A 26,179-nucleotide genomic window follows, 5' to 3' on the forward strand; every position below is an offset into this window, starting at 1 on the left:
CCATCATACCGGAACCGGTGGCCGCACCGGTGCGGGCGGGTTCGTCGTCAGAAGTACCAGGCGAGCGAGGGTGCCAGGTCTTCCGCCCTCGCTTCCTTCGTCCGTGCCGATGCGGCCTTCCCGAGAGCACCGATCTGAGCGGCGAGACGGTGGAGCCCCACGGGCGACCACTCGGAGAGCCCGATCCCGGCAAGGTTGCCGTCGTCGAGGAGGGAAGCCGGGAGGTCCCGGCGGACCGGTCCGGCAATGGGCCAGACGGCGAGCAGCTTCCCCTTCATCGAGGGATCGCGGGCAATCGCCCGCATGCGTGCTGCGAGGAGGGCTGGCGGCTCCGCGCTCGCGAGCACCACGAGATCGGGGATCTTGCCGGGCGCGAGCGTTCGCGCGGTGCCGTCCGCACCCCATGCGGTGGTGAGCTCCTCCTCGATCGCCGCGAACGGCCCGGGAAACGCGCCGTCCGGCAGGATGAGGAGCGCACCCTTCACCGATGAGGGAGCCTTCTCCCAGCGCTCCACCGAACGCCCCCCCGCGGTGCCGAAGACCACCCGCGGCGCGCCGGACGCGTTGGGGACCTCCGAGGCCCACCAGCGGCCGATGGCGGTTCCGAGCGTCACGGGATCCTCCTCGCCGGGTACGGGGTCGGACGCCCCCGACCAGGGCGGCAGCGCATCCGCGGTCCGCATGAGCCCCATCAGCCGGTTGGCGTTTCCGAGCACCTGCTCCGGCGAGCCCAGGCCGGGAAGCGGCTTCCCCGCCGCCAGGTCCGCCTGAGGTCCCAGGACCAGGCGCTGCAGCACGGTGCGCGGAAACGCCGCCTCTGCGTCCTTCCGGCCTGCTCCACGGAGCCTGATCCGAATGAGGGGAGCATCGTCCTGGGCGCCGGGAGAACCCGGAACGACCTCGAGCGTGGCGAGCGAGGCGGGAAGGTCGGAGACCGGCTTGAAGGGAGGGCGCGGCGCAACGAGCGTCTCCGGGAGCGTCCGTTCGGCCGCCGGACGTGCTACGAGGCCCTCGCCCTCACGCTCGAGGGTGAATCTCAAGAACCTCGAGTTCTCGACGCGCTCGATCGTGCGCGCCCTACCGTCCCGATCGAGGACGAGGAGGCGGCTCCTCGCATCCGGACCGTCGCCGCCCATGATCACCTGGGACCACGGCCGCAGTTCCGAGCTCGAGGTGTAGACCGCCTTCAGGATCCGGCTCGCCCCCTTCTCCAGCGGGAACTCGCGTCTGCGTCCGGGATCCGGTCCGTGGTCGGGGAGTGCGGGTCCGGCCATGGCATCCTCCTCGCGGGACGGCGGCGGCGCCCCGGATGCCGGCGCGGTGACCCGCTCTGCTTGGGGCGGCGATCCCGCCTCCCGCGGTGCGCCGCCCCAATCGAGGCGCGCATCACGGCGCGAGGCGCGGGAGAGCGCCTGATCCATCCCGAGGTCTACACCCCCGATCCCGACGCTGAAACCCCTCAGCCCGCCCCAAGCCTTCTTCCGCGTCTCGAGCCGATCTCGGTCGGGGGCGGCGAGGGTCCGCAGGACGAGATGGTGCATGACGAGCCGCTCCGCACGGAACGCCATGGCGTCGAGCGCTGCGTCGTCGAGGGCGGAAGGATCGACCGCATCGAACTCCTTTGCCAGCGCCGCGTGGTCCGGCACGCGGCGGTCGAGAAGCGACACCGCGCGCCTGAAGCGGCGCCTGGCCGGGAGGAGAAAACCACCGGCCGGACGGAGCCGCTCGAGCGCCTCGGCCACGGGGGCTCGGTCGATCACGTCCACGTCCCCCTGCGCCCCGGCGGGAGGGAGCATGTTGTAGGTGAGGAGCTGGGGAAACCGGCGCGGCGTCGGGAGCGGCGGGAGCACGACGTCGAGGAGCGCGTCGAGGTCCGGCACCGATCGCCCCTCGGCCGCCGCCTGCCTGAGCCAGGTGAACAGCGTGAGAAGACGAGCGACCCGATCGAGATCGCGGAGCTCGGGGAGCACGCGCGCCAGCGCGTCGTAATCGCGGTTGATCGCGTCGATGGTCTCGCGGGTCCACGGCGCCTCGGCGGCGGCGCCGCCCGACGCGGCGGCCTCCTGCATGCGCTCGGAGGCCGCGGTCATCCTCGCGCGCCGCATGACGAGGGTGTCCCCTTCGGCGGAGAGGCTGACGTTCACGTCGTCCGGGTAGAACCAGAGGCGCGTCTGCTGGCTCATGACCCCCTGGGTACGCGGGTCGGACGCGAACCGCTCGATGTGCGTTCGGAACGAAGGAAGAGAGCGCCGCAGCGCCTCTCGGGCGTCCTTCCCCTCGGTCACGTCGATCCCGACGCTGAAAGTCTTGAACCGGATGTCGCTCTTCAGGCTCACGAGCCCCAGCGCCGTATCCACCAGGCGCCCGCCGAAGTTCACGTTGGAGACGTCGGGAGCGTCCCCTCGGTCGAGGCTCATGAAGGACTCGGCGCGCCCTCCTTGGAACACCGCGCGGTAGGCGACCGCGAGATCCGCCGCGGATTCCGGGCGTCCGAGGAGCGTCGGTGCGGGGGTCGCCGGCGTGCCCAGCAGTCGGAGGGTGCCGTCGGGCTCCAAGAGCCCGCCCTCGAGCTCGAGACCTCGATCCAGGAACTCCTGCCATGCGGCGAGATCGAGGGGCGGCCTCCCGTTGCGGGACGCGGTGCTCCCGACGCGAACGCGGTAGGGCTCGAGCCCGAGCCGGAACGACGTTCGCTCGGGTGCGTGAACGTACGCGTGGACCTCGACGTCGAGCGTGTGGGATTCCGGCCTGTCCCCCGCGCGAGCCGCGAGCCGTCGGCGCTCTGCCGCGAGAACGTGGCGAACCACCGGCCAGGCCGAGTCCCAGGCCTCTCTCGCGGCGGAGCCCGAGGAGACCTCGCTTTCTGCCGCAGACGGCGCGCCCCCGGCGCGGCGTGCCGGCGTCCACGGGACGCAGACGCGGAACTTCCCCTGGCCGTCGCTTTCCACCAGGTACCGTCTCGCCCTCAGGATCTCGGCCCAGGCCGGCTGTGCCTCGCCCGGACGCCAGAGATCGCCGACCTCGACCAGCGGCGGATCCGGGGCCGCCCCGAGCGTGTCGAGCACGTCGGAAAGGACGAAGGCGTGGGGCTCGAGGATCGGATCCAGCAGGCGGTGCGTCGCAGCGTCCCCCGGCCGGTCTCCAACCGTCGCCGGAAACGGCCGCCCGCCGAGCCGGTCGAGAAGGCTTCCCACGGGCTCGCTCGAGTGTGTCAACTCGCGGCGATCGACGAGCGAACCGTATCCCACGTCCACCCAACCTGTGCTTCCGACGGCCACCCACGACGATGAAGGCTCCTCGGGCGCCAGCCGCGTGACGCCCGCGACGAGCACCAGTGCCGCCAGGACCGCGAAGTGGACACAGCGCAGCGCGAGCGACCCGGTCCGGCTCAACCCCGGCGGGGCCGAGCGCGTCCCAATGTTCTCGTGCGTCAACGGCATCGATCGCATCGCGTTCCTCCCGCTCCTCCGGACCGGCGAAGACCATCCTGGAGCGGGACCAGTTTAGACCGCCCTGGTCGCGACGGCCGGACAGCCAATGGCCGCTTCTTCGGTTTGCAGAAAGTGGACCGAGCTGGTACTATTTAGCGGGAGGTAAAGAGAATGATCCGTATCACCCGACAGACGGACTACGGGATCATTTTGCTGGCTTATCTCGCCAGCAGGCCGCCGGAGCACATCCTCACCGCCAGGGACGCCGCTCAGGAGTGCCGGCTACCGGTCCCGATGGTGAGCAAGATCCTGAAGATGCTCGCGCACGAGGGGATTCTGGCGTCCCACCGCGGCGTGAAGGGCGGGTACAGCCTCGGCCGGCTCGCGGAGCGGATCACGATCGGCGACATCATCGGCGCCCTCGAGGGACCGATCGGCATGACGGAGTGCGCGTCGAATCCCGGGAGCTGCGAGCAGGAGCCCGTGTGCCCGGTCCGGATCAACTGGCAGCGAATCAGCCTCGCGGTCCGCGGCGCGCTGGAGAAGATCCCGCTTTCCGAGATGATGGCCTCGCCCAGGCCGCCGTTGCTCCGAGTTGGCCCGCCGTTTCCGGCGGATGACGCCTCGGGGAAGGGCGAGGACGTACCGGCCACGGCTCCCGCGGGGCAGGGGCGCGCGTTGGAGACACCATGAAAACCGAGCAACCGTCGGTGGAGGATCTCGCGAACCGCGAGTACAAGTACGGGTTCGTGACGGACGTCGAGGCCGAGGCGTTCCTGCCGGGTCTCGACGAGGACGTGGTTCGCGCGATCTCCGCGCGGAAGCACGAGCCGGACTTCATGCTGGAGTGGCGCCTCCGCGCGTACCGGCATTGGCTGAAGTTGGAGGAGCCGCGTTGGGCGAACGTCCGCTACGCGCCGATCGATTACGGGAAGATCGTCTATTTCGCCGCCCCGAAGTCCGCCGGTCGACCCAAGAGCCTCGACGAGGTGGACCCGGAGCTGCTCCGCACCTACGAGAAACTCGGAATCCCGCTCCGGGAGCGGGAGCTTCTGGCCGGCGTCGCGGTGGACGCGGTGTTCGACAGCGTCTCCGTGGCGACGACATTCAAGGCGAAGCTCGGCGAGTTGGGCATCGTTTTCTGCTCGTTCTCGGAGGCGGTCTGCGAGCACCCGGACCTGGTCCGGCGGTACCTCGGCTCGGTCGTCCCGTACACCGACAATTTCTTCGCGACCCTCAATTCCGCGGTGTTCAGCGACGGCTCCTTCTGTTACGTGCCCAAGGGAGTCCGCTGCCCCATGGAGCTGAGCACGTACTTCCGCATCAACGCGGCGAACACCGGGCAATTCGAGCGGACTCTCATCGTCGCCGAGGAAGGCGCCTACGTGAGCTACCTCGAGGGGTGCACGGCGCCGATGCGTGACGAGAACCAGCTGCACGCCGCCGTGGTGGAACTGGTGGCCCTCGAGGGAGCGACGATCAAGTACTCGACGGTCCAGAACTGGTATCCGGGGGACAAGGACGGCCGGGGCGGGATCTACAACTTCGTCACCAAACGAGGGAAATGCCTCGGTCGCAACTCGAAGATCTCCTGGACGCAGGTGGAGACCGGCTCGGCGATCACGTGGAAGTACCCGAGCTGCATCCTCCAGGGGGACGGCTCCGTGGGGGAGTTCTACTCGGTGGCGGTCACGGCAAACCGCCAGCAGGCGGACACCGGCACCAAGATGATCCACATCGGGAAGAACACTCGGAGCACGATCGTGTCGAAAGGAATCTCGGCCGGTCACGGCCAGAACACCTACCGCGGCCTCGTGAAGGTGCTCAAGGGGGCGGAAGGGGCGCGGAATTACTCCCAGTGCGACTCGATGCTCCTCGGCGACCGGTGCGGGGCACACACGTTCCCCTACATCGACGTCGGGAACACCTCGTCCACCGTCGAGCACGAGGCCTCGGTGTCCAAGATCGGAGAGGACCAGATCTTCTACTGCCAGCAGCGGGGCGTTTCCGCCGAGGACGCCGTGAGCATGATCGTCAACGGCTTCTGCAAGGAGGTGTTCCGCGAACTCCCCATGGAGTTCGCGGTCGAAGCGCAGAAGCTGCTGGGCGTGAGCCTGGAGGGGAGCGTCGGATGACCACCTCGCGGGAGGACAACGCGGTCATGCTCGAGATCCGCCGCTTGCATGCCAGCGTCGGCGGCAACGAGATCCTGCGGGGGATCGACCTCCGCGTCGCGTCCGGGGAGGTCCACGCGATCATGGGCCCGAACGGGTCCGGAAAGAGCACTCTCGCGGGCGTCCTCGCTGGGCGAGCCGCATACGAGGTCACCGCGGGGTCGGTTTCCTATCGGGGCCGGGACCTTTTCGGTATGGCCGCGGAAGAGCGCGCGCGGGAAGGTCTTTTCCTGGCGTTCCAGTATCCGGTGGAGATCCCGGGAGTGAGCAACGTCTACTTCCTCAAGGCCGCTCTGAACGCGATCCGCAAGCACCGCGGACTCGAGGAATTGGACGCGATGGACTTCCTGGCCCTCGTTCGCGACCGGACGAAGCTCGTGGAGATGGACGAGGCGCTCCTCAGCCGGCCGGTGAACGCTGGCTTCTCGGGGGGCGAGAAGAAGAGAAACGAGATCTTCCAGATGGCGGTCCTGGAGCCCAGTCTCGCGATCCTCGACGAGACCGACTCGGGACTCGACATCGACGCGCTCCGGGTCGTGGCGAACGGGGTCAACGCGCTCAGGAGCCCGGACAGGTCGATCATCGTCGTCACCCATTACCAGCGCCTGCTGAACTACATCGTTCCCGACTTCGTCCACGTGCTCGCCGACGGGCGAATCGTCCGCTCGGGCGGCCGCGAACTGGCCCTCGAGCTCGAGGAGAAGGGGTACGGATGGATCACCGAGCCGGCGGGCCGACCGGGCGGAGCCCTCGGATGACCCCGGCGGCGGCCGAGATCGACGCCTACGTGTCGGCGTTCGCCGTGGCGGGGGTCGATCGTTCGACGCCGGAGCCCGCGTGGCTGCACGCCCTGCGCCGGAAGTCCATGACCCGCTTCGAGGCCCTGGGTCTTCCGACGGGGCGCGAGGAGTCCTGGCGGCAGACGCCGGTCGCTCCGGTCGTCGCGACCCCGTTCCGGCCGGCGAGGCCGGGCGCCGCTTTCGCGGCCGACCGATTGCCGGGCGGTCCCTCTCTCCCGTTCCGCTCGACGACGCGGCTCGTTTTCGTGGATGGGGGGTTCGAGTCCGCCCTGTCGGCGGTTCCTCCGCCTGACTCGGGATTCTTCGCCGGCTCCCTCGCTTCGGCCCTCCGCGAGATCCCGTCCGCGATGGAGCCCCTCCTCGGCCGGATCGGCAACGCCGAGACGAGGCCATTCGTGGCGCTGAACGCCGCGTTCTTCGCGGACGCGGCGGTGGTGCGGATTCCCGCGGGGCTCTCGCTCGACGAGCCGGTCCACGTGGTCCACGTCGCGGCCCGGCGGGGAGAGGCGGAGATGACCTGCCTGCGCACGCTCGTCGTGGCGGAGCCCGGGAGCCGTGCGACGGTCGTCGAGTCGTTCCTTTCCGCCGACGGCCGCCCGGGCCTGACGAACGCGGTCGCGGAGGTCGAGATCGCGGAAGGCGCCTCGATCGATCACGTGCGATTCCAGTCCGAAGGCGCCACGGACCTCCACCTCGGAACGCTCGACGCCCGACTCGGCCGCGATGGACGATTCGCCTCCCACGCGATTTCGATCGGGGCGCGATGGGCGCGCGTCGAGATCGGCGTGACGCTGGCCGGCACGGGGGCGGAGTGTTTTCTGAACGGGATGTACGTCGCCGACGGGGCCCGGCACGTGGACCACAGGACTTCGGTGGACCATGCCGTCCCGCACGGCGCGAGCCACCAACTCTACAAAGGGCTCCTGGGGGGCGCGTCGCGCGCGGTGTTCCACGGGAGGATCCTCGTACGTGAAGACGCCCAGAAGACCGACGCCTTCCAGTCCAACAAGAACCTGCTGTTGTCCGGAGATGCGCTGGTCTTTACCCGTCCCCAGCTCGAGATCCACGCGAACGACGTCAAGTGCACCCATGGCGCCACGATCGGTCGGCTGGACCCCGAGGCGCTCTTCTACCTGCGGTCCCGTGGAGTCGGCGTCGAGGAGGCCCGCGGCGTGCTGATCCGGGCATTCACCGGCGAGGTGCTGCAGCGGATTCCGGCTGCGGAGGTCAGGGAGGGAATCGAGGTCGAGGTCGCGTCGCGGGTGCCCGTCGAGTCGGACTGGGGGGGGATCGCATGAGAGCCGCGAGAAAGGTCTCAGAGGAGTCCGCCGCGGGGGTCGCGCTTGACGTGCAGAGGATCCGCGAGGACTTTCCGATCCTGAAGCGCAGGATCCATGGGAAGCCCCTCGTCTACCTCGATAGCGCGGCGAGCACCCAGAAGCCCCTCCCGGTGATCGAGGCGATGACTCAGTTCTACGCTGCGGGGTACTCGAACATCCATCGTGGGGTCTACCTGCTGAGCGAGGAGGCCACGGAGGCTTACGAGTCGGCTCGGGCGAGGGTTTCCGCTTACGTGGGCGCTCGCGAGAGTAGGGAAATCGTGTTCGTCCGCGGCACCACCGAGGCAATCAACCTCGTGGCGCAGACCTGGGGGAGGGTCCGCGTCGGCGCCGGCGATGAAATCCTGGTCTCCGGGATGGAGCACCATTCCAACATCGTCCCCTGGCAGATCCTCTGCCAGGAGAAGGGCGCCCGGCTCGTCGTGATCCCGATCGACGACCGAGGCGATCTCGTCTTCGAGGAATTCGAGCGTCTTCTGTCTCCTCGTACCCGAATCGTGGCGGTCGCCCACGTGTCGAACGCGCTAGGCACCGTCAACCCGATACGCCGGATCGTCGAGGTGGCCCACGGCCGCGGAGTGCCCGTCCTGGTGGACGGCGCGCAGGCCGTCGCCCATCAGCCGGTGGACGTCGAGGAGCTGGGGTGCGATTTCTACGCGTTCTCCGGCCACAAGCTCTACGGTCCGACCGGGGTCGGCGTGCTCTACGGGCGAGCCGAATTCCTGGAGGCGATGCCCCCCTACCAGGGGGGCGGGGACATGATCCGCAGCGTCACCTTCGAGAAGACGACGTACAACGACATCCCGCACAAGTTCGAGGCCGGGACCCCCGATATCGGTGGAGCGGTGGTGCTAGGGGCGGCCATCGATTACGTGAGCGGGATCGGACTCGAGGCGATCGCGGCGCACGAGGCCGACCTCCTCGACCGGGCCACCCGGCTCATGGAGTCGGTCCCGCGCGTGCGAATCATCGGCACCGCGCGGAAGAAGGCGGGGGTTCTCTCGTTCGTCGTCGAGGGGATTCACCCCCACGATGTCGGGACGGTCCTCGACAACGACGGGATCGCGATCCGGGCCGGCCACCTGTGCGCGCAGCCCGTGATGGAGCGGTTCGGGGTCCCGGCGACCGCACGCGCCTCTTTCGGCATGTACAATACCCGGGAGGAGATCGAGATTTTCGCGGAAGGGATCCGAAGGGTGATCGAGGTGTTCGGCTGATGCCCGATCTTCGTGATCTTTATCAGGAAGTGATCCTCGACCACAGCAAGCGTCCCCGGAACTTCAGGAAGCCGGAGGGGGCTAACCGGCACGCGGACGGTTACAACCCGTTGTGCGGTGACAAGGTGACGATCTACCTGACGGTCCTCGACGGCCGCGTGCACGACGCGGCATTCCAGGGCTCCGGCTGTGCCATCTCCACCGCCTCTGCATCGATGATGACGGAGCGCCTCAAGGGACGGACCGTGGAGGAGGCCGAGGCGCTGTTCTCGCGGTTCCACCAGCTCCTCACGTCCGGCGAGGACCCGGCGAATCCCGCCCCGGAGCTCGGGAAGCTGGCGGCCTTCGCCGGCGTTCGGGAGTATCCGATGCGGGTGAAATGCGCCACCCTCGCCTGGCACACGCTCCGCAGCGCGCTCGACGAGACCGGCGAGTTGGCACCGGAGTAGCCGGCCGCGCCCGTTCCGGGCGGCCGGTCTCGCGGAGGGAACGTCAGTGCCCGACGATGTGGCCGCCGAGCCCAAGGACGTCGAGCGCGGCGTCGTCGCTGCCCTCAAGACGGTGTACGACCCCGAGATCCCGGTCGACATCTGGGAGTTGGGTTTGATCTACAGTCTCGAGGTCTCGCCCGGCGGACACGTGGACCTCAAGATGACCCTGACCGCGCCCGGATGTCCAGTCGCGGGGTCGCTCCCCGGAGAGGTCGAGGCCCGGATTCTAGAGGTTCCCGGCGTCACCTCTGCCAGGGTCGAGCTGGTCTGGGAGCCGATGTGGAGCAAGGAGATGATGTCGGAGGAGGCCAAGCTCCGCCTCGGATTCTTCTGAGCACCACAACCTTCTGAGAGCCCGTGCCGCGTGATTCCCCGCGACCCGGTCCCAGCGCCGCCGAGCCAAATCACTCTCCCGACGCGGAATGTTGATGGATTCGCTCTGTCCGGACGATCGAATCGTTGAATATCGCAAACTGACCGTTAATTTTTTCAACTGCACGATAACTGACTGGAATATAAACGCTTATCGCCACCAATCCGCACCAATTCGAGAAGGTCGGTCGAAACATTCAACGTTTCTTCCTGCGTTGAATGTTCATTACCGCAACTCGGTCCGGATCATGCATGTTGCGAAATCGTGCTATGCCGCGATTTACACGTTCGAGACAAACAAGGGCTGGAGGACTGAAACATCTGGCTCGACTCTTGCCCTTAGGACCGTGGCGGAGGAAGAAGGAACACCCAGCCGAAGGAGGTCACGCCATGGTCGCCCTTTTCGTTCTGCTCACCATCATCGCCCTTCTGACGATCGACTACTTCGTGCAGCGCTCCGATCTGCGGAAGGCTGGCGCCACGGTCCGGCCGGCCGGGACCGAATCTGCCCAACTCGCGCCGGCCGTTGCCAGGTCGCCGATCCGGATCGACAAGGTCCCGGCGGGCGTGTTCGTCGATCCCGGCCACGTCTGGGTCCAGCTCGAGCCGACCGGCACGCTGCGCATGGGCGCGGACTCGATCCCGGCTGCCCTGCTCGGACGTCCCGACCGGATCGACCTCGAGCACGAGGGGACGCAGCTAAGGCGTGGCGACCGCATCGCCACGCTGAGCCGCGGCACCCGCTCGCTCACGCTGCGTGCGCCCGTGGACGGCATCGTGACCCGCGTGAACGCCGAGGCCCAGGCCAGCCCCGCCCGAGTCCAGGACGACCCGTTTGGGCAGGGATGGCTCCTGGGACTCGCGCCGCGCGACCTCGCCCCCGCCCTGAAGCGGATGTTCGTCGCGGAAGAGGCGACGGTGTGGGCACGCGAGCAGCTGCAGAAGCTGCGCGATTTCATGTCGGCAGGCTCGGCCAATTCGCAGCTCGTCGGCGCGACGCTCCAGGACGGCGGCGCCCCGGTCGAGGGCCTCGCGGACCATCTCGACGACACGCGCTGGAAGCAGCTCGTCGACGAAATCTTCCCGGCCCGATCCTAGATTGGCGGCGCCGCACGCCGCGGACGGGGATCCGCGGGCGAAGGGCGACGAGCCACGGAGGCTGAGATGAAGGTGGGGATCCTGACGGACCTGACGAAGTGCGTGGGGTGCGAGGCCTGCGTCTGGGCGTGCAAGGACATTAACGAACTGCCCCGCGCCGACCACGCCAAGGCGCTGTCCGGCACGACGTGGACCGTGATCGAGCGCCACGGCGGCACCAACGTCCGACGCCACTGCATGCACTGCGAAGAGCCGGCGTGCGCCTCCGTCTGTCCGGTCGCGGCCTTCCGGAAGACCCCGCAGGGGCCCGTCATCTATCTCCCCGACCGCTGCATGGGGTGCCGTTACTGCATGATCGGATGCCCGTTCGGCGTCCCGAAGTACGAGTGGGACAAGCCTCTTCCCCTGGTCCGGAAGTGCATCATGTGCTTCGACCGCCGGGTGAAGGACGGGAAGGAACCCGCTTGCACCGCGGCCTGCCCCACCGGAGCAACGGTGTTCGGCGAGCGGGACGCCCTGATCCGCGAGGCGCAGCTTCGCCTCCAGGCGGAGCCCGGACGGTACGTCGACCACATCTACGGGCTGACCGAGGCAGGCGGCACCTCGGTCATGTACATCAGCGACGTGCCGTTCGCCAAGCTCGGGTTCAGGACGAGCGTGAGGGACGATCCGTATCCGAAGCTGACGTGGAACGTCCTGTCCAAGCTCCCCCAGGTCATCAGCGTGTGGGGCGTTACCCTGTTCGGCATCTGGTGGATCGTGAACCGTCGGGACGACGTGGACGAGCGGGAGCGCCGAGGACACGGCGGTCCGGGCAACAACCCCAAGTAGGACGCGAAACCGAAGCCTTCGAGGGAACGCACGATCATGACCAAGGGACTCTTCGGCAAGCTGACGTTTTGGAAGGTGCTGCTGGGACTCATCCTGGCGGCCGGCGCGTACGCCGCGGTCGTCAGGTTCGTGTGGGGCCTCGGGGCTGCGACGAACCTCTCCGACGCGTTCCCCTGGGGGCTCTGGATCGGCTTCGACATGTTGGTCGGCGTCGGCCTGGCGGCCGGCGGGTTCGTGATCGCCGCGACGGTCCACGTCTTCAGGATGGAGAAGTACGAGGAGATCGCGCGGCCGACCATTCTCACCGCGTTCCTCGGCTACCTCCTGGTGATCGTGGCGCTGCTGTTCGACCTCGGGCGACCGTGGAACATCTGGCACCCCATCATCATGTGGAATCCCCACTCGGTGATGTTCGAGGTGGGCTGGTGCGTCATGCTGTACACCACGGTGCTCGCCCTCGAGTTCAGCCCGCTGGTGTTCGAGCGGTTCGGATGGAAGGTGCCGCTCCGGATCGTGCGGAAGATCTACGTCCCGCTGGTCATCCTCGGCGTGCTCCTCTCGACGATGCATCAGTCGTCCCTGGGAACCCTCTACGTCATCGCGGCCGACAAGCTCCACGGCCTGTGGTACACGCCTTTCCTCCCGGTGTTCTTCTTCCTCTCGGCGGTGGCCGGCGGCCTGTCCATGACGATTTTCGAGTCGTACATGAGCTACCGGGCGTTCGGCAAGCGGCTCGAAGCGGACCTCCTCCAGGGGCTCGGGCGCGTCGCCGTGGTCGTTCTGGGCGTGTACGCGGTCTGGAGGACGCAGGACCTGTACGTGCGGGGGAACCTGGGCAAGGCCTTCGACGTGACCCCGGAGAGCGTGATGTTCTGGGGGGAAGCCGGCCTCGGCGTGATCCTCCCGATGATCCTGTTCGCGATTCCGAGAGTGCGCCGGAACGAGAACGGCCTGTTCTTCGCCGCGGTCCTGACCATCATGGGGTTCATCGTGAACCGCCTGAACGTCGCGATCACCGGCATGGCGGCCTCTTCCGGCGTGAACTACTTCCCCTCGATTCTCGAGATCTGCGTGACCCTCTCCATCGTGGGCGCGGGGTTCACCCTGTTCGCCGTCGCGGTCAAGTACCTCCCGATCTTCCCCGAGGCGGAGGAACACGCCAGCGCCTGGGGCGCGGTGCCGTTCGTCGTGAGGGCCCGGCCGGCGTTCGGCAAGCGGGTGCTCGCCGGTCTCTGGGTCCTGTTGCTCGCCGGCTTCCTCGCCGTGGGTTACAGCCGCAACGCGATGACCCCGACCGTTCAGGTCGCGGGCGCCTCGGCGCCACCCTCGGTCGTCCGGACCGCCGCGCTCCGGCTGCCGGAGGACTTCGTCTTCCCGGCGGGGAAGGAGAGCCCCGGCAGGGTCACGTTCAGCCACCGGCGGCACGTGGACGCGTCGAGCCCCAAGTGCGGCGCTTGTCACAACGGACCGTTCCGCCTCACGGTTCGCGGGAGGCCGGTGTCCGGCGAGTTCACTCGGGACAGGATTCACGAAGGCGATCTCTGCGCGTCCTGCCACAACGGCAAGGCCGCGTTCTCGGTCCAGGACGCTTGCTCCGCCTGTCACCAGTAGACGGCGCACGGAGGGGGCTGGGAGCGACATCATGAGCGACGCGAAGACGGACCGACCGCTCCGGCATCTCTTGAGGGAGGACGCCGATCCCTGCATCTGGATGGCGGCGGGGCAGGTGGCCTACAAGCTCTGCGACCGCGGTTTCCGGTGCGAGGAGTGCCTCCTCGATGCCTGCTTCCGCGGCCAGGGGAGCGCCGGCTTCGGGTCGGTGCGTGACGTTCCCGCTGCGGCGGCCGAGCCCGAGTTCCCCGACGATCGCCTGTACGACACGGGGCACACCTGGGCCGGGGTCGTGGCCGACGGCCGGATCCGGATCGGTCTCGACGCGTTTGCCTCCCGCCTACTCCGCCACGTCTCGGGGATCGTTCTGCCCCCCGCCGGCGGGCGCGTGGAGCGAGGGCACGTCGGCTGCTGGGTGACCGACGAGAACGTCACGCTGTCACTCAAGAGCCCGGTCTCGGGAACGGTCGTCCGCTCGAACCCCCGGCTGCGCTCTTCCCCCGCCCTGGCCGCCGAGTCGCCCTACACCGAGGGGTGGCTCCTCGAGGTGGCCTGCGAGAACGCCGAGGCGGCCGTGAACGGGCTCCTCGGCGCCCCCGAGATCCGGGCGCGGGCGCAGGCGGACCTCAACCGGCTCCGGGACCTCTCCATGGAAGCGCAGGGGGAGCGGGAAGGGCCTTCGATCGGAGCGACGCTGGCCGACGGCGGCGAGCCGGCGCAGGACTTGAGGCGCCAGTTGGGCCCGTCCGAGTACTACGGGATCGTGTCGCGCCTCGTCGGCTGACCCATCCCGGAGCGGCACGCGGGCCGAGGGCGGGGTCTTGGGACGCCCGGGGTTCTGTGCAAGAATGGCGTTTCAAGATCCGACGGATCGTTGACCCGCATGCCCGAGCCAAACCAAGCCGCCTCGCCGCCGAGCCGATTCTCGCTGCTCTACAACTCCGTCAGCCTCCGCCTGTTCCTGCTGCTGTTCGGGGTCGTGATCGCCGGTGTCACGCTCCACGCCTACGCGAGCGGCCGGTCCACGGCCTCGCAGTGGATGGGTTTCCTCGAGCAGAGCGCCCACCGGTCCAGCGAGCTGATCAAGTCGGGGACCTACTACGGGATGCTCATGGACCGGAAGGAGGAGGTCCATCGCACCATCGACAAGATCGCCCAGACCCCCGACGTCGTCGGCGTCCGGATCTACGACAAACGCGGGATCATCATCGTCAGCGCCGATCCGAGGGAGATCGGCCGGCGGGTCGACCTCCAGGCCGAGGCGTGTGTGGTCTGCCACGACCGCAGCCAGCCGCTCCACTCGGTCCCGACCCGGAACCGGACGCGGGTGTATCGGGCGCCGGACGGCGAACGGATCCTCGGGTTGATCAGCCCCATCGAGAACGGGCCCGAGTGCTCCAACGCCGCCTGCCACGCCCACCGTCCGGACCAGACCATCCTGGGGGTCCTCGACGTCATGATGTCGCTCTCGTCGGCCGACGAGCGGATGCGAGACCAAACTCGCGAGCTGATCCTCTCGAGCCTCCTGATGGTGGCGGTGATCGGGGCGTCCTCGGCGCTGTTCATCTACCGGGTGGTGCGCGTGCCGGTCCAGCGCCTCATCGCGGGGACGGCGAGCGTGGCTCGCGGGGATCTCGACACGCGCATCGACGTGGGGACCCGGAACCAGATCGGCCAGCTGGCGGAGTGCTTCAACGCGATGACCGACGACCTGCGCCGCGCGCGTCGCGAGCTGACCGAGTGGTCCGAAAAACTCGAGCAGAAGGTGGTCGTGAAGACCGACGAGCTGAGCCACGCCCATCGGCAGATCGTCCAGATGGAGAAGATGGCCTCGCTGGGGAAGCTGTCGGCCACGGTCGCTCACGAGCTGAACAACCCGCTGGCGGGCATCCTGACCTACGCGAAGCTGGTCGGCCGCAGCCTCGGCGAAGAGCGGTTCGAACCCGACGAGCGCGCCGAGATCGCGCGCTACCTCGATCTGATCCAGAAGGAGTCGCGGCGATGCGGTGACATCGTCAGGAACCTGCTGGTCTTCGCGCGGGTCTCGGGCGGCGAGTTCGCGCTCCAGCGGGTGAACCCGATCCTGGAGCGCGCGGCGATGCTGGTCCGGCACCACCTGGAGATCAAGGGCATCAAGCTCGAGAGCCACGCGATTTCCGGGAACGACGAGGTGATCTGCGACGCGGACCAGATGCAGCAGGCCCTCCTCGCCCTTCTGGTCAACGCCGTCGAGGCGATGCCCCAAGGAGGAACGATGACCCTCCGGGCCGATGGGGACGCAGACGCGGTGCGCATCGAGGTCGGCGACACCGGGGTCGGTATCCCGGCGGAGGTCCTCCCTCACATCTTCGAGCCGTTCTTCTCGACCAAGGAGGGTGGGACCGGAGTCGGGCTCGGGCTCTCCGTCGTGTACGGGATCGTCCAGCGGCACGGAGGGAGCGTCACGGTGGACTCGGCCGTCGGAAGAGGCTCGACATTCACCCTGCGGTTCCCGCGGCGACCCGACCAGGCGTCGGGCGGAGCCGCCGCGGGGAGCGGCGGGTGACCGCCGCGGACCGATCGGCGACACCCGTGGAGAATTCCCGCGAGGCCGCTGGTATCCTTCGTGGGCCCTCGGCCTGGGGGCCGGCCGTCTCCGCTCCGAGGCTCGGATCTGCCGTGGTCCCGTCCGCGAGAAAGGCTAAGGTCGTGCGTATGAGACGAGAGGACGCGAGCATCTTGGTCGTGGACGACGAGTTCTCGGTGCGGGACTCCCTCTGCGGCTGGTTTCGCAAGGACGGGTTCAAGGTGGAGACCGCCGAGAACGCCACGGAGGCCCTGCGAAAGCTCCAGGAGGGATCATGGGACATCGTTCTCCTGGACATCAAGATGCCCGGAATGGACGGCCTCGAACTCCAGCAGCGGATCCACGAAATCGATCCCGACGTCATCACCGTGATGATCACCGCTTACGCCTCGGTGGAGTCGGCGGTCCAGGCGCTGAAGCAAGGCGCCTTCGATTACATCACCAAGCCGATCGACCCCGACGAGCTGAGCCACCTGGTCCGGAAGGCGCTCGACCAGCGCCACCTCAAGACCGAAAACGTCCAGCTGCGGCAGAAGATCGACCAGCTCTCCCAGTTCGGCGAGATCGTGGGGGACAGCTCCCAGATGCAGAAGGTGCTCGAGCTGGTCCGGTCGGTGGCCGAGACCGACGCGACCGTCCTGATCCGCGGCGAGAGCGGGACCGGCAAGGAACTCATCGCACAGGCCATTCACGCCAACAGCCACCGCCGCTATTTTCCGATCGTCCCGGTCAACTGCGGCGCCCTGTCCGAGTCGCTCCTCGAGAGCGAGCTCTTCGGCCACGAGAAAGGGGCGTTCACCGGCGCGGTCTACCGCCGCAAGGGGAAGCTCGAGATGTCCAACGGCGGGACGCTCTTCCTGGACGAGGTGGGATCCATCTCCCTCAAGACCCAGGTCGAGCTCCTCCGGGTCCTCGAGACCAAGGAGTTCACCCGGCTCGGCGGAACCAAGCCGACGCGCGTGGATTTCCGGGTCATCTGCGCCACCAACCAGAATCTCGAGAAGACGGTGGAGGAGGGCCAGTTCCGGGAGGATCTCTATTACCGCCTGAACGTTTTCAGCATCTACCTCCCACCGCTTCGGGAGCGGCGGCAGGACATCCCGCAGCTCGCCCAGCATTTCCTCCGGAAGTACGCGCTCCAGATGAACAAGAACTTCACGGAGATCAACCCCGAGGCCATGGACATGCTGGTTCGCCACGAGTGGCCCGGCAACATCCGGGAGCTCGCCAACGCCGTCGAGCGGGCCTTGGTGGTCGGCAGGCCGCCCTCGGTGCGCCCCGGCGACCTCCCTCTCCAGATCAGCTCCCGCTCGGACAGCATTCCGACGGATTCCCTCGCCGCCATGGAAAAGGCGCACATCCAGCGGATCCTGGAGCGCACCGGGTGGAACATCACCCGGGCCGCGGAGACCCTCAAGATCGACCGGGTGACGCTCTACAACAAGATCAAGAAGTACGATCTGCGCAAGTAGCGGTCCATGGCGTCGCTCTGCCTCGTGCCGATCTATTTCAGCGACCGGCACGCCATGATCGAGCTGCTGGCGGAACGGATCTCGCGGACGTTCAGCCTCGACGTGCATGTCCGCCCTCCTTGGTTCGACCCCGAGCTGCCGTTCGATCCGGCCCGCGGACAGTACAACTCCACGTTGTTCCTCGGCCAGCTCTTGAGGGGCCTCGACGAGACCGCCTCGAGGGTCTTGGGCATCACCAGCGTGGACCTCTACGTGCCGGTCCTCACGTTCGTCTTCGGCGAGGCGCAGCTCGCCGGGAAGGCGGCGGTGGTCTCGACGCACCGGCTCCGCAACGAGGCCTATGGCCTCCCGGCGGACGACGGGTTCCTGATGGACAGGCTGGGCAAGGAGGCGGTCCACGAGATCGGGCACACGTACGGCCTCGTCCACTGCGTGTCCCCCACCTGCGTCATGCGGTCTTCGACCTACGTCGAGGAGATCGACCTCAAGTCCCCCGAGTTCTGTCCCGCCTGCCGCGAGGAGATTCCGAGGGGCGCCTGACCGGGGCCGCCCCCCCCGCCCTCGATTCCTGGAACCCGGGCGCGATCCCGTGCGTTCTCTAGATCGACGGCGCCGGGCGGGGAAGAGGGCGGTCGATGCCGGCGCGGAGGATTCCAGATGAACAGAATCGCGATCCTGGGGATGCTCGTGGCGGCTCTTTCGGTCCTTCCCCTGTCGCCGGCGGCCGCCGCCGATCAGTGGCTCCACGTCTCGGTGGACGAGCACGGGCCCGACGGGGCCACCGTGCGGGTCAACGTCCCGGTGGATCTCGTGACGAAAGTCCTTCCGCTGGTCCGCCACGAACGGTTCTCCGGTGGCAAGGTCAAGGTGAGAGTGGGCGACGAGGACATGTCGGCGGCCGACTTGCGCGCCATGTGGGAGGCCGTTCGCTCGAGCCGCGACGGCGATTACGTGACCGTGAACGGCCCGAAGGAGAAGGTCCGCGTGGCGAAGCGCGGTGAGTTCCTCCTGGTCGAGGCCCGGGAGGACAAGGAGAAACCGACGAACGTCGAGGTGAAGATCCCGCTCGCTGTCGTGGACGCCCTGTTCTCCGGCGCAGAGAAGGACGAGCTCAACGTGGTCGCCGCGGTCGAGGCACTGGCTCGGTACGGCGGTGGGGACCTCGTCACCGTGAACGACGACGACAGCCACGTGAGGATCTGGATCGACTCCATCGAGAGCTCAAAGTAAGTGAGGAGCGGGTGATGAGCATCACGGACCGCATCCTGGTCGCCGTCGGGATCATGGCCCTCGTCCTGCTCGCGGCGGGCGCGGGGACGGCAGCCTGGCTGGCGTACGGCTACGGCACGATGGAAGTGGACGTCCACTCGAGCGGGCCCGGCGGGAGCGACCTCTCGATGCGGCTTCCCGGCGCCCTCGTTCGGATCGCGGCCGCGTTCGTTCCCGGGGACGTCCTGCGGGAGCCGGGACGGAAAGCGGTGGCCTGGCTCTCCGTGGTGCGTGCGGGGCTCTCCGAGCTGAGGCGGTGCCCCGACGCCCGGCTCCTGGACATCAGGTCACGCGGGGAGACGGTTCGGATCACGAAGCGGGGGAGCACGTTGCTTGCCGAGGTTCGCTCGGCGACCGAGACCGTCCGCGTCGTGATCCCCCTCCGCGCCGCCGCGGCGGCGATCGAGGTGCTCGGGGACTCGGGCGACGGGCAGGGGGACGCCTCCAGGGAGTAAGCTCTCCGGGGAATTCACCTGGAGGCACAACGTTGACCCACGGACCCGTACCGCTGGGATTCGTCGTCCTGACCGCCGCCCTGCTCGTTTCGACCGTCCACGCGGCCGATACGCGCGACGCGGAGGACCCGGCCGCCGTCTCGGCGCCCGATGAGCCCTCCGGCGCGCAGGCCGATTCCCCCACCCCGGCGAGGCCCTACGGCTTCCGCACCCTGGGTCGGGACACGAGGTACCTGTTCACCCGTCCGGCGCACCTCGACAGGCAAGGCTGGACCCGGCTGGGGGCCACGCTGGCCGCGGCCGGCGGATTGTTCGCGCTTCGGCACGAGATCCGGGATTTCTCCCAGGAACACCTTTCGACGGGGCGGACGCGGCTGCTCGACGACGTGCGCGGGATCATGGGCGGCCCGGGTCTGGCCGTCGGTCTGTCCCTTGCCACCTGGGCGGCCTCGTTCGCCACGCACGAGGACCGGGAGAAGGAGACAGCCCAGCTCCTGCTGGAGTCGCTGGGCTATTCCGTGGCCGTTGCGGGCGTCGGACAGTTCGTTCTGGCCTCGGAGCGGCCGCGGGAAGGCGTGCACGTCCACTTCTTCCACCTGCACGGGCATGGAGTCTCGGGGGATGCGTCGATCGCGGCCTCCATCGTCGCGCCGATCCGGCGGCAGTACCTGCGGATCGACCCGGACGACACGCGCGGTCGCCGGTTCCTGAAGCGCGCGGGAACGGGGCTGCTCTACGGCGGCGCGATTCTGACCGCGTGGCAGCGCGTGAACAGCGAGAGCCACTGGGCCCCCGACGCGTTCCTGGGACTCGCGAACGGATTCGCGGTCGGGGAGATGCTGTGCGATGCGCACGCGCTCGCCCGTGAGCGCCGGGTCGCGTTCTCCGTCGTGCCGGTGCGCGGTGGGGGCACCGCGGCCCGGATCAGTTTCGACCCGGACCGCGCGCCGCACTGAGTCCTGCTCCCGCGATCAACCCTTCTTCGGAGGGACCGGCGCTGCGGGCGGAACCGACGCTGGCGCGGGACTGGGAGTGGGATTCACCACGATCGGCGCCGCCTTGGGATTCACCTTCACCGGGACGGAGACGATGGCCGTGCCGAGTTTCGCCGTCACCGTCCCGTCCCGCGGCGTGCTCTCGCCGGCCGGCGTCCACGTCACGTCCACCCGGACGCGCGTCGGTCCCACGAGGTTCGCGACGGCCTCGAAGGCGGCGGGGGTCGCCTCGACCGTGAGCTTGTTCGGGTCGAGCGGCGGCTCGACGCGAACGTAAACGGTCTGTCGCTGCGGCTGCGGAGGCTCGCCGGGGTACGGGAGGTACACCATTGGCGCGCTGAAGGTGATGGGCGAAGTCGTCCTCACGGTCACCGGAAACGTGATTTCCGGTTCCCGTGGTAGACCGGTCTTGAACCGGATCTCCGCCGTCACCTGTCCCGCGGGCGGATCGCCCTCGATCTTCGCCTCCACGACCCAATCCCCCGGCTGCGCCGGGACCGCCCCTGACGACGGGGGCGACTCGGGGCTCTCGACCTTGCGGGCCGACACTTTCAGCCACGGGACGTTGGCGGCGATGTCCGAAACGCGAAGCTCGCCCTTCTCGGTCTCGTTTTTCCGCACCACCAGCTTCCCGGTGCCGGCGGCCGCCGGCCCCGCCGGTACGAACAGCGCTCGGGTGGGGAGGAAATCCACCGAGGTGACGATGTTCGCCCGCAGGATGAGCGTGAAGTTCTGACGACCCGGATCATCCGTCGAGACGGCGACGACCTTGTTCACCGTCCCCGGCGCCATTCCCTCGGTCTTGACCGCCGCGACGACCTTTCCCACCTGACCAGGCGGGATGACCTCGTCGAACGAGGCCACCGTGCACCCTCAGCCAGGTCTCGCCGAGAGGATCTTGACCGGGTTCTTCCCGGCGTTGCGGAGGACGAACGTGGCCTCCGCCTTGGTGCCCCTCACCACGTCGCCGAGATCGACCGTTTCCTTCTCGACGACGAGCTGCGCGGGCACCGCAGGCGTCACCGGAGCTCCGGCCGGAGCCGGCGGGGGACCTGACGGCGTCAGCCGCGGCGGCCCTTCGGCCGGCCGGGAGGCCCCCCGGGCGGCCATCACCGCGAGCCCGAGCGCCAGCGGAAGGACAGGAAGAACGGATCGCCTCATCAGTTGACCTCCAGCGCGCCCACGGCGACGCGAGGGGGAAGTTTACCGCGAGACCCCGGAATTGGCGAGCGGGGACGGCCCGAGGCCCGGGGAATCGGCGGGTCGAGACCGGCCGCACCCCCCGGTCCCGAACCGAGATTTCAGACGGAAGGGGAGGATCCGAAAGGAACCACGAGCACCGGAGCCGCGATGCGATGCCGGAGGCGCTCGACCGTGGTGCCGTGGACGAAGTCGCCGACCCCGCGATGCCCGTGGCTCCCCACCACGACCAGCTCGGGGCGGTGCCGCTCCACCAGAAGGGCGAGCTCCGCGGCCGGCTCCCCGAAGCCGAGATCGTAGGTCGCATCCACCCCCAGTTCCCGCATCTCCCCGGCGTACATCTCGAGCCGCTCTTGATCGGCCCTCGCCTCGCCGTCGAGCGACTCGTCACCCATCAGGCGCGCCCCGCCCGATTCGACCACGTGCAGGAGCACCACCGCGCTCCCCCGCCCGGCCGAACGCGCGACCGTCACCGCATGGGAGAGCACTGGCCCGTCCGCTGGCGAGAAGTCCACGGCGGCTGCAATCCGCCTCGGAGCCCTCGGCGGAGCGACCTCGGGAATGGCGATTCGGCCATGAACTCCCGGCTGGACCGGGGCCGGCTCGCCTCGCCTCCGCTGCATGGCCGGGACCACCACGACGTACCCGAGCAGCCCGAGGAGACCGAGAGATGCGGGGACCACGCTCATCCAGAGCAGCCACGCGTATCGTCCCGCGCCCACGAGCCAGCGGGAGATCTCCTCCCAAGCCAGCCAGAGATTGAGCGCGACGATCACCGCCGCGGCGATCCAGGAGACCGCCTGCATCGTGGGGCGGATCGCGTATTGCCCCATCCAGCGCCGGTCCGAGACCAGATGGATGAGCGGGATCACCGCGAACGAGAGCTGCAGCGACAGCACCACCTGAGACAGCAACAGGAGGTCCCCGGTCGACCGCTCCCCCAGCGCCAGGATGACGACGAGCGCGGGCACGATCGCCAGAGATCTCGTCAACAGGCGGCGCACGAAGGGCCGGAGGCGCAGCTGGAGAAACCCCTCCATCACGATCTGGCCGGCCAGCGTCCCGGTGATCGTCGACGACTGCCCCGACGCGATGAGCGCCACCGCGAACGCCACCGGGGCGATCGCGGCGCCCAGGATCGGCTCGAGGAGCCGGTGGGCGTCCTGGATCTCGGCGACGTCGTGGAAGCCGGCGCGATGGAACGTCGCCGCGGCCATCACGAGTAGCGCCGCGTTGACGACGAACGCGCCGTTCAGCGCTACCACCGAGTCGATCACGTTGAAGCGCACGCCGCTCCGGATCCCGGTGGGCGTGTGCAGGATCCGGCGGGATTGCACCAGCGCGGAGTGCAGGTACAGGTTGTGGGGCATCACGGTCGCGCCCAGGATCCCGATGGCGAGATAGAGCGACCCGGGGCCCGGAAGCACCGGCGCGAGCCCGCGGACGATCCCTCCCCACTCGGGCCTCGACAGGACGATCTCCACCGCGAGCGCGAGGCCGATGGTCGTGATGAGGACGACGATGACCGCCTCCATCATCCGGACGCCTCGCCCGTGCAGGACCAGGATCAGCAGGGTGTCGAGCGCCGTGATCAGCACTCCCGCGACCAGGGGGATCCCGAAGAGGAGCTTCAGGCCGATGGCCGAGCCGAGCACCTCGGCGAGGTCGCAGGCGGCAATCGCCACCTCGCAGAGGATCCAGAGCGCCCACGAGATTCGGCGGCTGTACATCGCACGGCACGCCTGGGCCAGATCGAGGCCCGTGACGATCCCGAGCCGGGCGGAGAGGCTCTGCAGGAGCACCGCCATGAGGTTCGACATCAGCAGGACCCAGATCAGGGCGTAGCCGAACCTGGAGCCCGCTGCGATGTCCGTCGCCCAGTTCCCCGGGTCCATGTACCCGACGCTTACGAGGTACGCGGGGCCCGAGAACGCGAACAGGCGGCGCCAGAACGATGGCTGGCGCGGAACCTCGACGGACTCGTGAACTTCGGAGAGGGAACGGAGCGGGCGGAGCGCGCCTCGGTCGTCGAATGGGCCCGGCACGCGCCTAGCTTGCCTTGCCGCCCAGACCCTGTCAAGGAGCCGGGATCGAGGCGGTCGGGAAGAAGCTCGTCACCACCATGAGGGCCGTCAGGCCGACCAGGAGGAGCGTGGTGGCCCACACCACGAGGTTGTAGACGGGGCCGTTGGTGAACGATCCCATCAGCCCCTTGTCGTTCACAAGGCGGATCATGAACACGAGGACGAACGGGAGGAGCACCCCGTTCATGATTTGGGACACCAGGATGATCTTGAGGAGCGGCGCGCCCGGCATGAGGATCATACCCGCGCTGACCGCGATGATCGCGGTGTACAGGCTGTAGAATTCTGGAGCCTCGCTGAACCGCCGGTTCACGCCGGCCTCGAGCCCCAACCCTTCGCAGACGCTGTAGGCGGTGGCTAGGGGGAGGATCGACGCGGCGAACAACGAGGCGTTGGCGAGGCCGAAGGCGAACAGGGTCTCGGCGTACCGTCCCGCCAGCGGGGCGAGAGCGCGGGCCGCCTCGGCCCCCGATCCGATGGTGAAGAGCCCGGCCTCGTGGAGCGTCGCCGCGCACGCCACCACGATGAAAAACGCCACCACGACCGCCATGATCGATCCCATGATCACGTCGAGCCGCGACTTGGCGTAATCGGCGATCCGGACCTCCTTCTCCACCACCGACGACTGCAGGTAGAACTGCATCCACGGGGCGATCGTCGTTCCGACGATCCCGACCATCATCGAGATCGTCGCCAAGTCCAACGGGGCCGACGGGACCAGCGTCCCCCTCGCCGCCTCGCCCCAGTCCGGCTTGGCGATGAAACCGGAGATCGGGTAGGCGAGGTACAGGAGGCACGCGATCAGGAACGCCTTCTCCACGGTCTTGTAGCTGCCGAACACCACCAGCCACCAGACGAAGATCGCGCCCAGCGGCACGGAGAGATACCGGCTCACGCCGAAAAGCTCCAATGCGGACGCGAGCCCGGCGAACTCGGCCACGGCGTTCCCGAGGTTCGTGAACAGCACCGCCATCATCAGCAGGAACGTCACCCTGAGCCCGAACTCCTCACGGATCAGGTCGGCGAGTCCCTTGCCGGTGACCGATCCCATCCGGGAGCACATCTCCTGGACGACCACCAGGGCGATCGCGATCGGGACCAAGAGCCAGAGGAGCTGGTAGCCGTACTTCGCGCCGCAGAGCGAGTAGGTGTAGATGCCGCCGGCGTCGTTGTCCACGTTGCTCGTGATCACGCCGGGGCCCATCACCGCCAGGAGGAGGGCGAGGCTCTGCGCGAGGCGGCGGAAGTGGCGGCGCAGCGGCATGCGCTAGGCTCCGGTCACCACCCGGCTGAGCACGTCCTCGATGTTGATGAGGCCCACCAGCTCGCCGTACTCGTCCACCACCGCGAGGCCCCGAAGGTGGTACTTTTCGAAGCGCTCCAGGATCTCCTTGAAGGGCGCCGTCGGCGTCACCGCGCGGGCTTCCCGGCGCATGAATTCGGTCACGGGGCGGTGCTCCGCCGCCCGAACCAGGCGAACCAGGGGGGCGACGCCCACGAGGTGATCGTCCGCGCCGACGACCGGGATCTCATCGAGCTCGCCGAGCAGGTCCGCGTCCACCTGGCGGAGTTCCCCGAGGGCTTGCGCCACCGTCCATTCCGACCGGGCCCTGAAGAAGTCGGTAGTCATCAGGCCGCCCGCCGTGTCGTCGTGGAACCGCAGCAGCTCCCGGACGTCGTCGGCCTCGTCCTCCTCCATCGCGTCGAGCAGCGCGCGGGAGCGCGCCTCGGGCAGGTCGCCGAGGATGTCGGCGGCTTCGTCCGGCTGCATCTCCTCCAGGAGGTCGGCCGCCTGCTCCACGTGGATCGCCTCGACGACGGCGGCCTGCACGCTCGGCTCGGCCTCGGAGAGCGCCTGGGCGGCGGTCTCGGGGTCGAGGGCGGAGACGATCTCGCTCCGTTCCACCCGGCCGAGGTCCTCCAGGATGTCCGCGAGGTCCGCGGGATGCATCTTCGCCAGGTGCTGGTGGACCTTGAGGCGGATCCTCGTGGTGCCAGGCTCGACGATGCCGACGTAGTCCCACGGGATCGACCGCTCGGCGAGGCCGTCCGCGATCCTTCGCACTACCATCGGCCTGATGATCCCGGCCAGGAGGCGCCGAACCGCCCCTGCGAGCCCGACCTCCACCCGCTTGAGCACGAGGCGTCCCGCGGCGTGCTCGAGGAGGATGTCGTTGACCTTCACGACCTTCCTCCCCTGGATGTCGATGATCTGCCGGTCCAGGACGTCCCGCCTGAGGTGGAGCACGTCGGCAACCGGCTGGTCGGCCGGCTCCACGGCGGCACCCTCCGCCAGCACGACCCGGCGCGTCTCGGGGGAGAAGCTCTCGATCCCGTCCCACCGGATCTGCAGGCGCCGCCGGCCGGCGCGCACGATCACCCGGTCCACCATCCCCCGGGACGAATCGGCGAGGAGGTCGTCCACGCGGCCGACGCGCCTTCCGCCGGCGTCGAACAACGGCAGGTTCAACGCTTCGGAGAGGTGAACCATCGAACGGCCCTCCGGCTGCAACGTGCCCCCCGGCCCTTCACGCATCGTGCAAGGGTCCTCTGTCACACTCTTACGACCCCGGAAAACCTCGGAGGCTCAAGGACTTGGTCCGGCCATCCGTCGTGGTGCACCAGCCCTTCGCGGGCGGGCATAATTTCACTTCGGGCCCGGCGCGTCCAGGGAGTGGCGTTGGCAGAGTTCGCGCGCTAGGTCAGTCGAATGAAGCGCATCCTCGCAACCATCGGTTATGAGCAGGCAACGCAAGCGGATGTGATCGCCCGT

Annotated in this window: 23 protein-coding genes; 17 read left to right on the forward strand and 6 right to left on the reverse strand. The window is 68.5% G+C overall.

Going from position 1 to position 26,179, the window contains the following annotated elements:
* Positions 1–47 precede the first annotated feature (47 nt).
* On the reverse strand, positions 48–3,449 hold the full coding sequence (locus tag LAO51_08325; GenBank protein ID MBZ5638749.1) for a hypothetical protein: 3,402 nt from the start codon (positions 3,447–3,449) through the stop codon (positions 48–50).
* A 153-nt stretch (positions 3,450–3,602) separates the two neighbouring features.
* Between LAO51_08325 and LAO51_08330 the strand changes: the two genes are divergently transcribed.
* From LAO51_08330 to LAO51_08410, 17 genes are all read left to right on the forward strand, one after another.
* Complete coding sequence (locus LAO51_08330) at positions 3,603–4,124, forward strand: SUF system Fe-S cluster assembly regulator (GenBank protein MBZ5638750.1); 522 nt, start codon at positions 3,603–3,605, stop codon at positions 4,122–4,124.
* Positions 4,121–5,566: a Fe-S cluster assembly protein SufB gene (gene sufB, locus LAO51_08335; GenBank protein ID MBZ5638751.1), complete on the forward strand. Its 1,446-nt coding sequence runs from the start codon at positions 4,121–4,123 to the stop codon at positions 5,564–5,566. Before LAO51_08330 ends, sufB begins: the two co-directional genes overlap by 4 nt.
* 26 nt (positions 5,567–5,592) lie before the next feature.
* Entirely contained in the window at positions 5,593–6,363 is a 771-nt protein-coding gene (sufC, locus tag LAO51_08340) for a Fe-S cluster assembly ATPase SufC (GenBank protein MBZ5638752.1), read from the forward strand.
* Positions 6,360–7,703, forward strand: coding sequence for a Fe-S cluster assembly protein SufD (sufD, locus tag LAO51_08345; GenBank protein MBZ5638753.1), 1,344 nt, complete (start codon positions 6,360–6,362; stop codon positions 7,701–7,703). Before sufC ends, sufD begins: the two co-directional genes overlap by 4 nt.
* Positions 7,700–8,962, forward strand: a complete 1,263-nt coding sequence (locus LAO51_08350) for a cysteine desulfurase (GenBank protein ID MBZ5638754.1) — start codon at positions 7,700–7,702, stop codon at positions 8,960–8,962. The genes sufD and LAO51_08350 overlap by 4 nt, the downstream gene beginning before the upstream one ends.
* On the forward strand, positions 8,962–9,411 hold the full coding sequence (locus LAO51_08355; protein ID MBZ5638755.1) for an SUF system NifU family Fe-S cluster assembly protein: 450 nt from the start codon (positions 8,962–8,964) through the stop codon (positions 9,409–9,411). Before LAO51_08350 ends, LAO51_08355 begins: the two co-directional genes overlap by 1 nt.
* Positions 9,412–9,457: 46 nt before the next feature.
* Positions 9,458–9,787 (forward strand): SUF system Fe-S cluster assembly protein, encoded by a 330-nt coding sequence (locus LAO51_08360; protein MBZ5638756.1) that lies wholly within the window; start codon positions 9,458–9,460, stop codon positions 9,785–9,787.
* A 428-nt stretch (positions 9,788–10,215) separates the two neighbouring features.
* Positions 10,216–10,923: a glycine cleavage system protein H gene (locus tag LAO51_08365; protein MBZ5638757.1), complete on the forward strand. Its 708-nt coding sequence runs from the start codon at positions 10,216–10,218 to the stop codon at positions 10,921–10,923.
* A 66-nt stretch (positions 10,924–10,989) separates the two neighbouring features.
* A complete protein-coding gene (locus tag LAO51_08370; protein MBZ5638758.1) occupies positions 10,990–11,754 on the forward strand; it encodes a 4Fe-4S dicluster domain-containing protein in 765 nt (254 codons plus the stop codon).
* Between the two features lie 36 nt (positions 11,755–11,790).
* Entirely contained in the window at positions 11,791–13,365 is a 1,575-nt protein-coding gene (gene hybB, locus LAO51_08375) for a Ni/Fe-hydrogenase cytochrome b subunit (protein ID MBZ5638759.1), read from the forward strand.
* Between the two features lie 31 nt (positions 13,366–13,396).
* Positions 13,397–14,149, forward strand: a complete 753-nt coding sequence (locus LAO51_08380) for a glycine cleavage system protein H (GenBank protein MBZ5638760.1) — start codon at positions 13,397–13,399, stop codon at positions 14,147–14,149.
* Positions 14,150–14,248: 99 nt separating this feature from the next.
* The gene (locus LAO51_08385; protein ID MBZ5638761.1) at positions 14,249–15,910 is read left to right on the forward strand and encodes a HAMP domain-containing histidine kinase; all 1,662 of its coding nucleotides are present in this window, start codon (positions 14,249–14,251) and stop codon (positions 15,908–15,910) included.
* A 149-nt stretch (positions 15,911–16,059) separates the two neighbouring features.
* Entirely contained in the window at positions 16,060–17,403 is a 1,344-nt protein-coding gene (locus tag LAO51_08390) for a sigma-54 dependent transcriptional regulator (GenBank protein MBZ5638762.1), read from the forward strand.
* 6 nt (positions 17,404–17,409) lie between these two features.
* Entirely contained in the window at positions 17,410–17,943 is a 534-nt protein-coding gene (locus LAO51_08395; GenBank protein MBZ5638763.1) for an archaemetzincin family Zn-dependent metalloprotease, read from the forward strand.
* Positions 17,944–18,060: 117 nt separating this feature from the next.
* Positions 18,061–18,633 carry a hypothetical protein gene (locus LAO51_08400; protein ID MBZ5638764.1) on the forward strand — a complete coding sequence of 191 codons (573 nt, stop codon included), beginning with the start codon at positions 18,061–18,063 and terminating at the stop codon, positions 18,631–18,633.
* A 14-nt stretch (positions 18,634–18,647) separates the two neighbouring features.
* The gene (locus LAO51_08405) at positions 18,648–19,127 is read left to right on the forward strand and encodes a hypothetical protein (protein ID MBZ5638765.1); all 480 of its coding nucleotides are present in this window, start codon (positions 18,648–18,650) and stop codon (positions 19,125–19,127) included.
* 32 nt (positions 19,128–19,159) lie between these two features.
* Positions 19,160–20,083, forward strand: a complete 924-nt coding sequence (locus LAO51_08410) for a hypothetical protein (GenBank protein MBZ5638766.1) — start codon at positions 19,160–19,162, stop codon at positions 20,081–20,083.
* A 15-nt stretch (positions 20,084–20,098) separates the two neighbouring features.
* Here the strand turns inward: LAO51_08410 and LAO51_08415 are convergent, their stop codons facing one another.
* The 5 genes from LAO51_08415 to LAO51_08435 form a co-directional block, all read right to left on the reverse strand.
* Complete coding sequence (locus tag LAO51_08415) at positions 20,099–20,986, reverse strand: hypothetical protein (protein ID MBZ5638767.1); 888 nt, start codon at positions 20,984–20,986, stop codon at positions 20,099–20,101.
* 9 nt (positions 20,987–20,995) lie between these two features.
* The gene (locus tag LAO51_08420) at positions 20,996–21,283 is read right to left on the reverse strand and encodes a DUF1573 domain-containing protein (protein ID MBZ5638768.1); all 288 of its coding nucleotides are present in this window, start codon (positions 21,281–21,283) and stop codon (positions 20,996–20,998) included.
* 140 nt (positions 21,284–21,423) lie between these two features.
* Entirely contained in the window at positions 21,424–23,367 is a 1,944-nt protein-coding gene (locus LAO51_08425; GenBank protein MBZ5638769.1) for an Nramp family divalent metal transporter, read from the reverse strand.
* 31 nt (positions 23,368–23,398) lie between these two features.
* Complete coding sequence (locus LAO51_08430; protein ID MBZ5638770.1) at positions 23,399–24,670, reverse strand: Nramp family divalent metal transporter; 1,272 nt, start codon at positions 24,668–24,670, stop codon at positions 23,399–23,401.
* A 3-nt stretch (positions 24,671–24,673) separates the two neighbouring features.
* Complete coding sequence (locus LAO51_08435) at positions 24,674–25,897, reverse strand: CBS domain-containing protein (GenBank protein ID MBZ5638771.1); 1,224 nt, start codon at positions 25,895–25,897, stop codon at positions 24,674–24,676.
* Positions 25,898–26,179 lie beyond the last annotated feature (282 nt).

This window comes from Terriglobia bacterium (assembly GCA_020073205.1).
Taxonomy (GTDB): domain Bacteria; phylum Acidobacteriota; class Polarisedimenticolia; order Polarisedimenticolales; family JAIQFR01; genus JAIQFR01.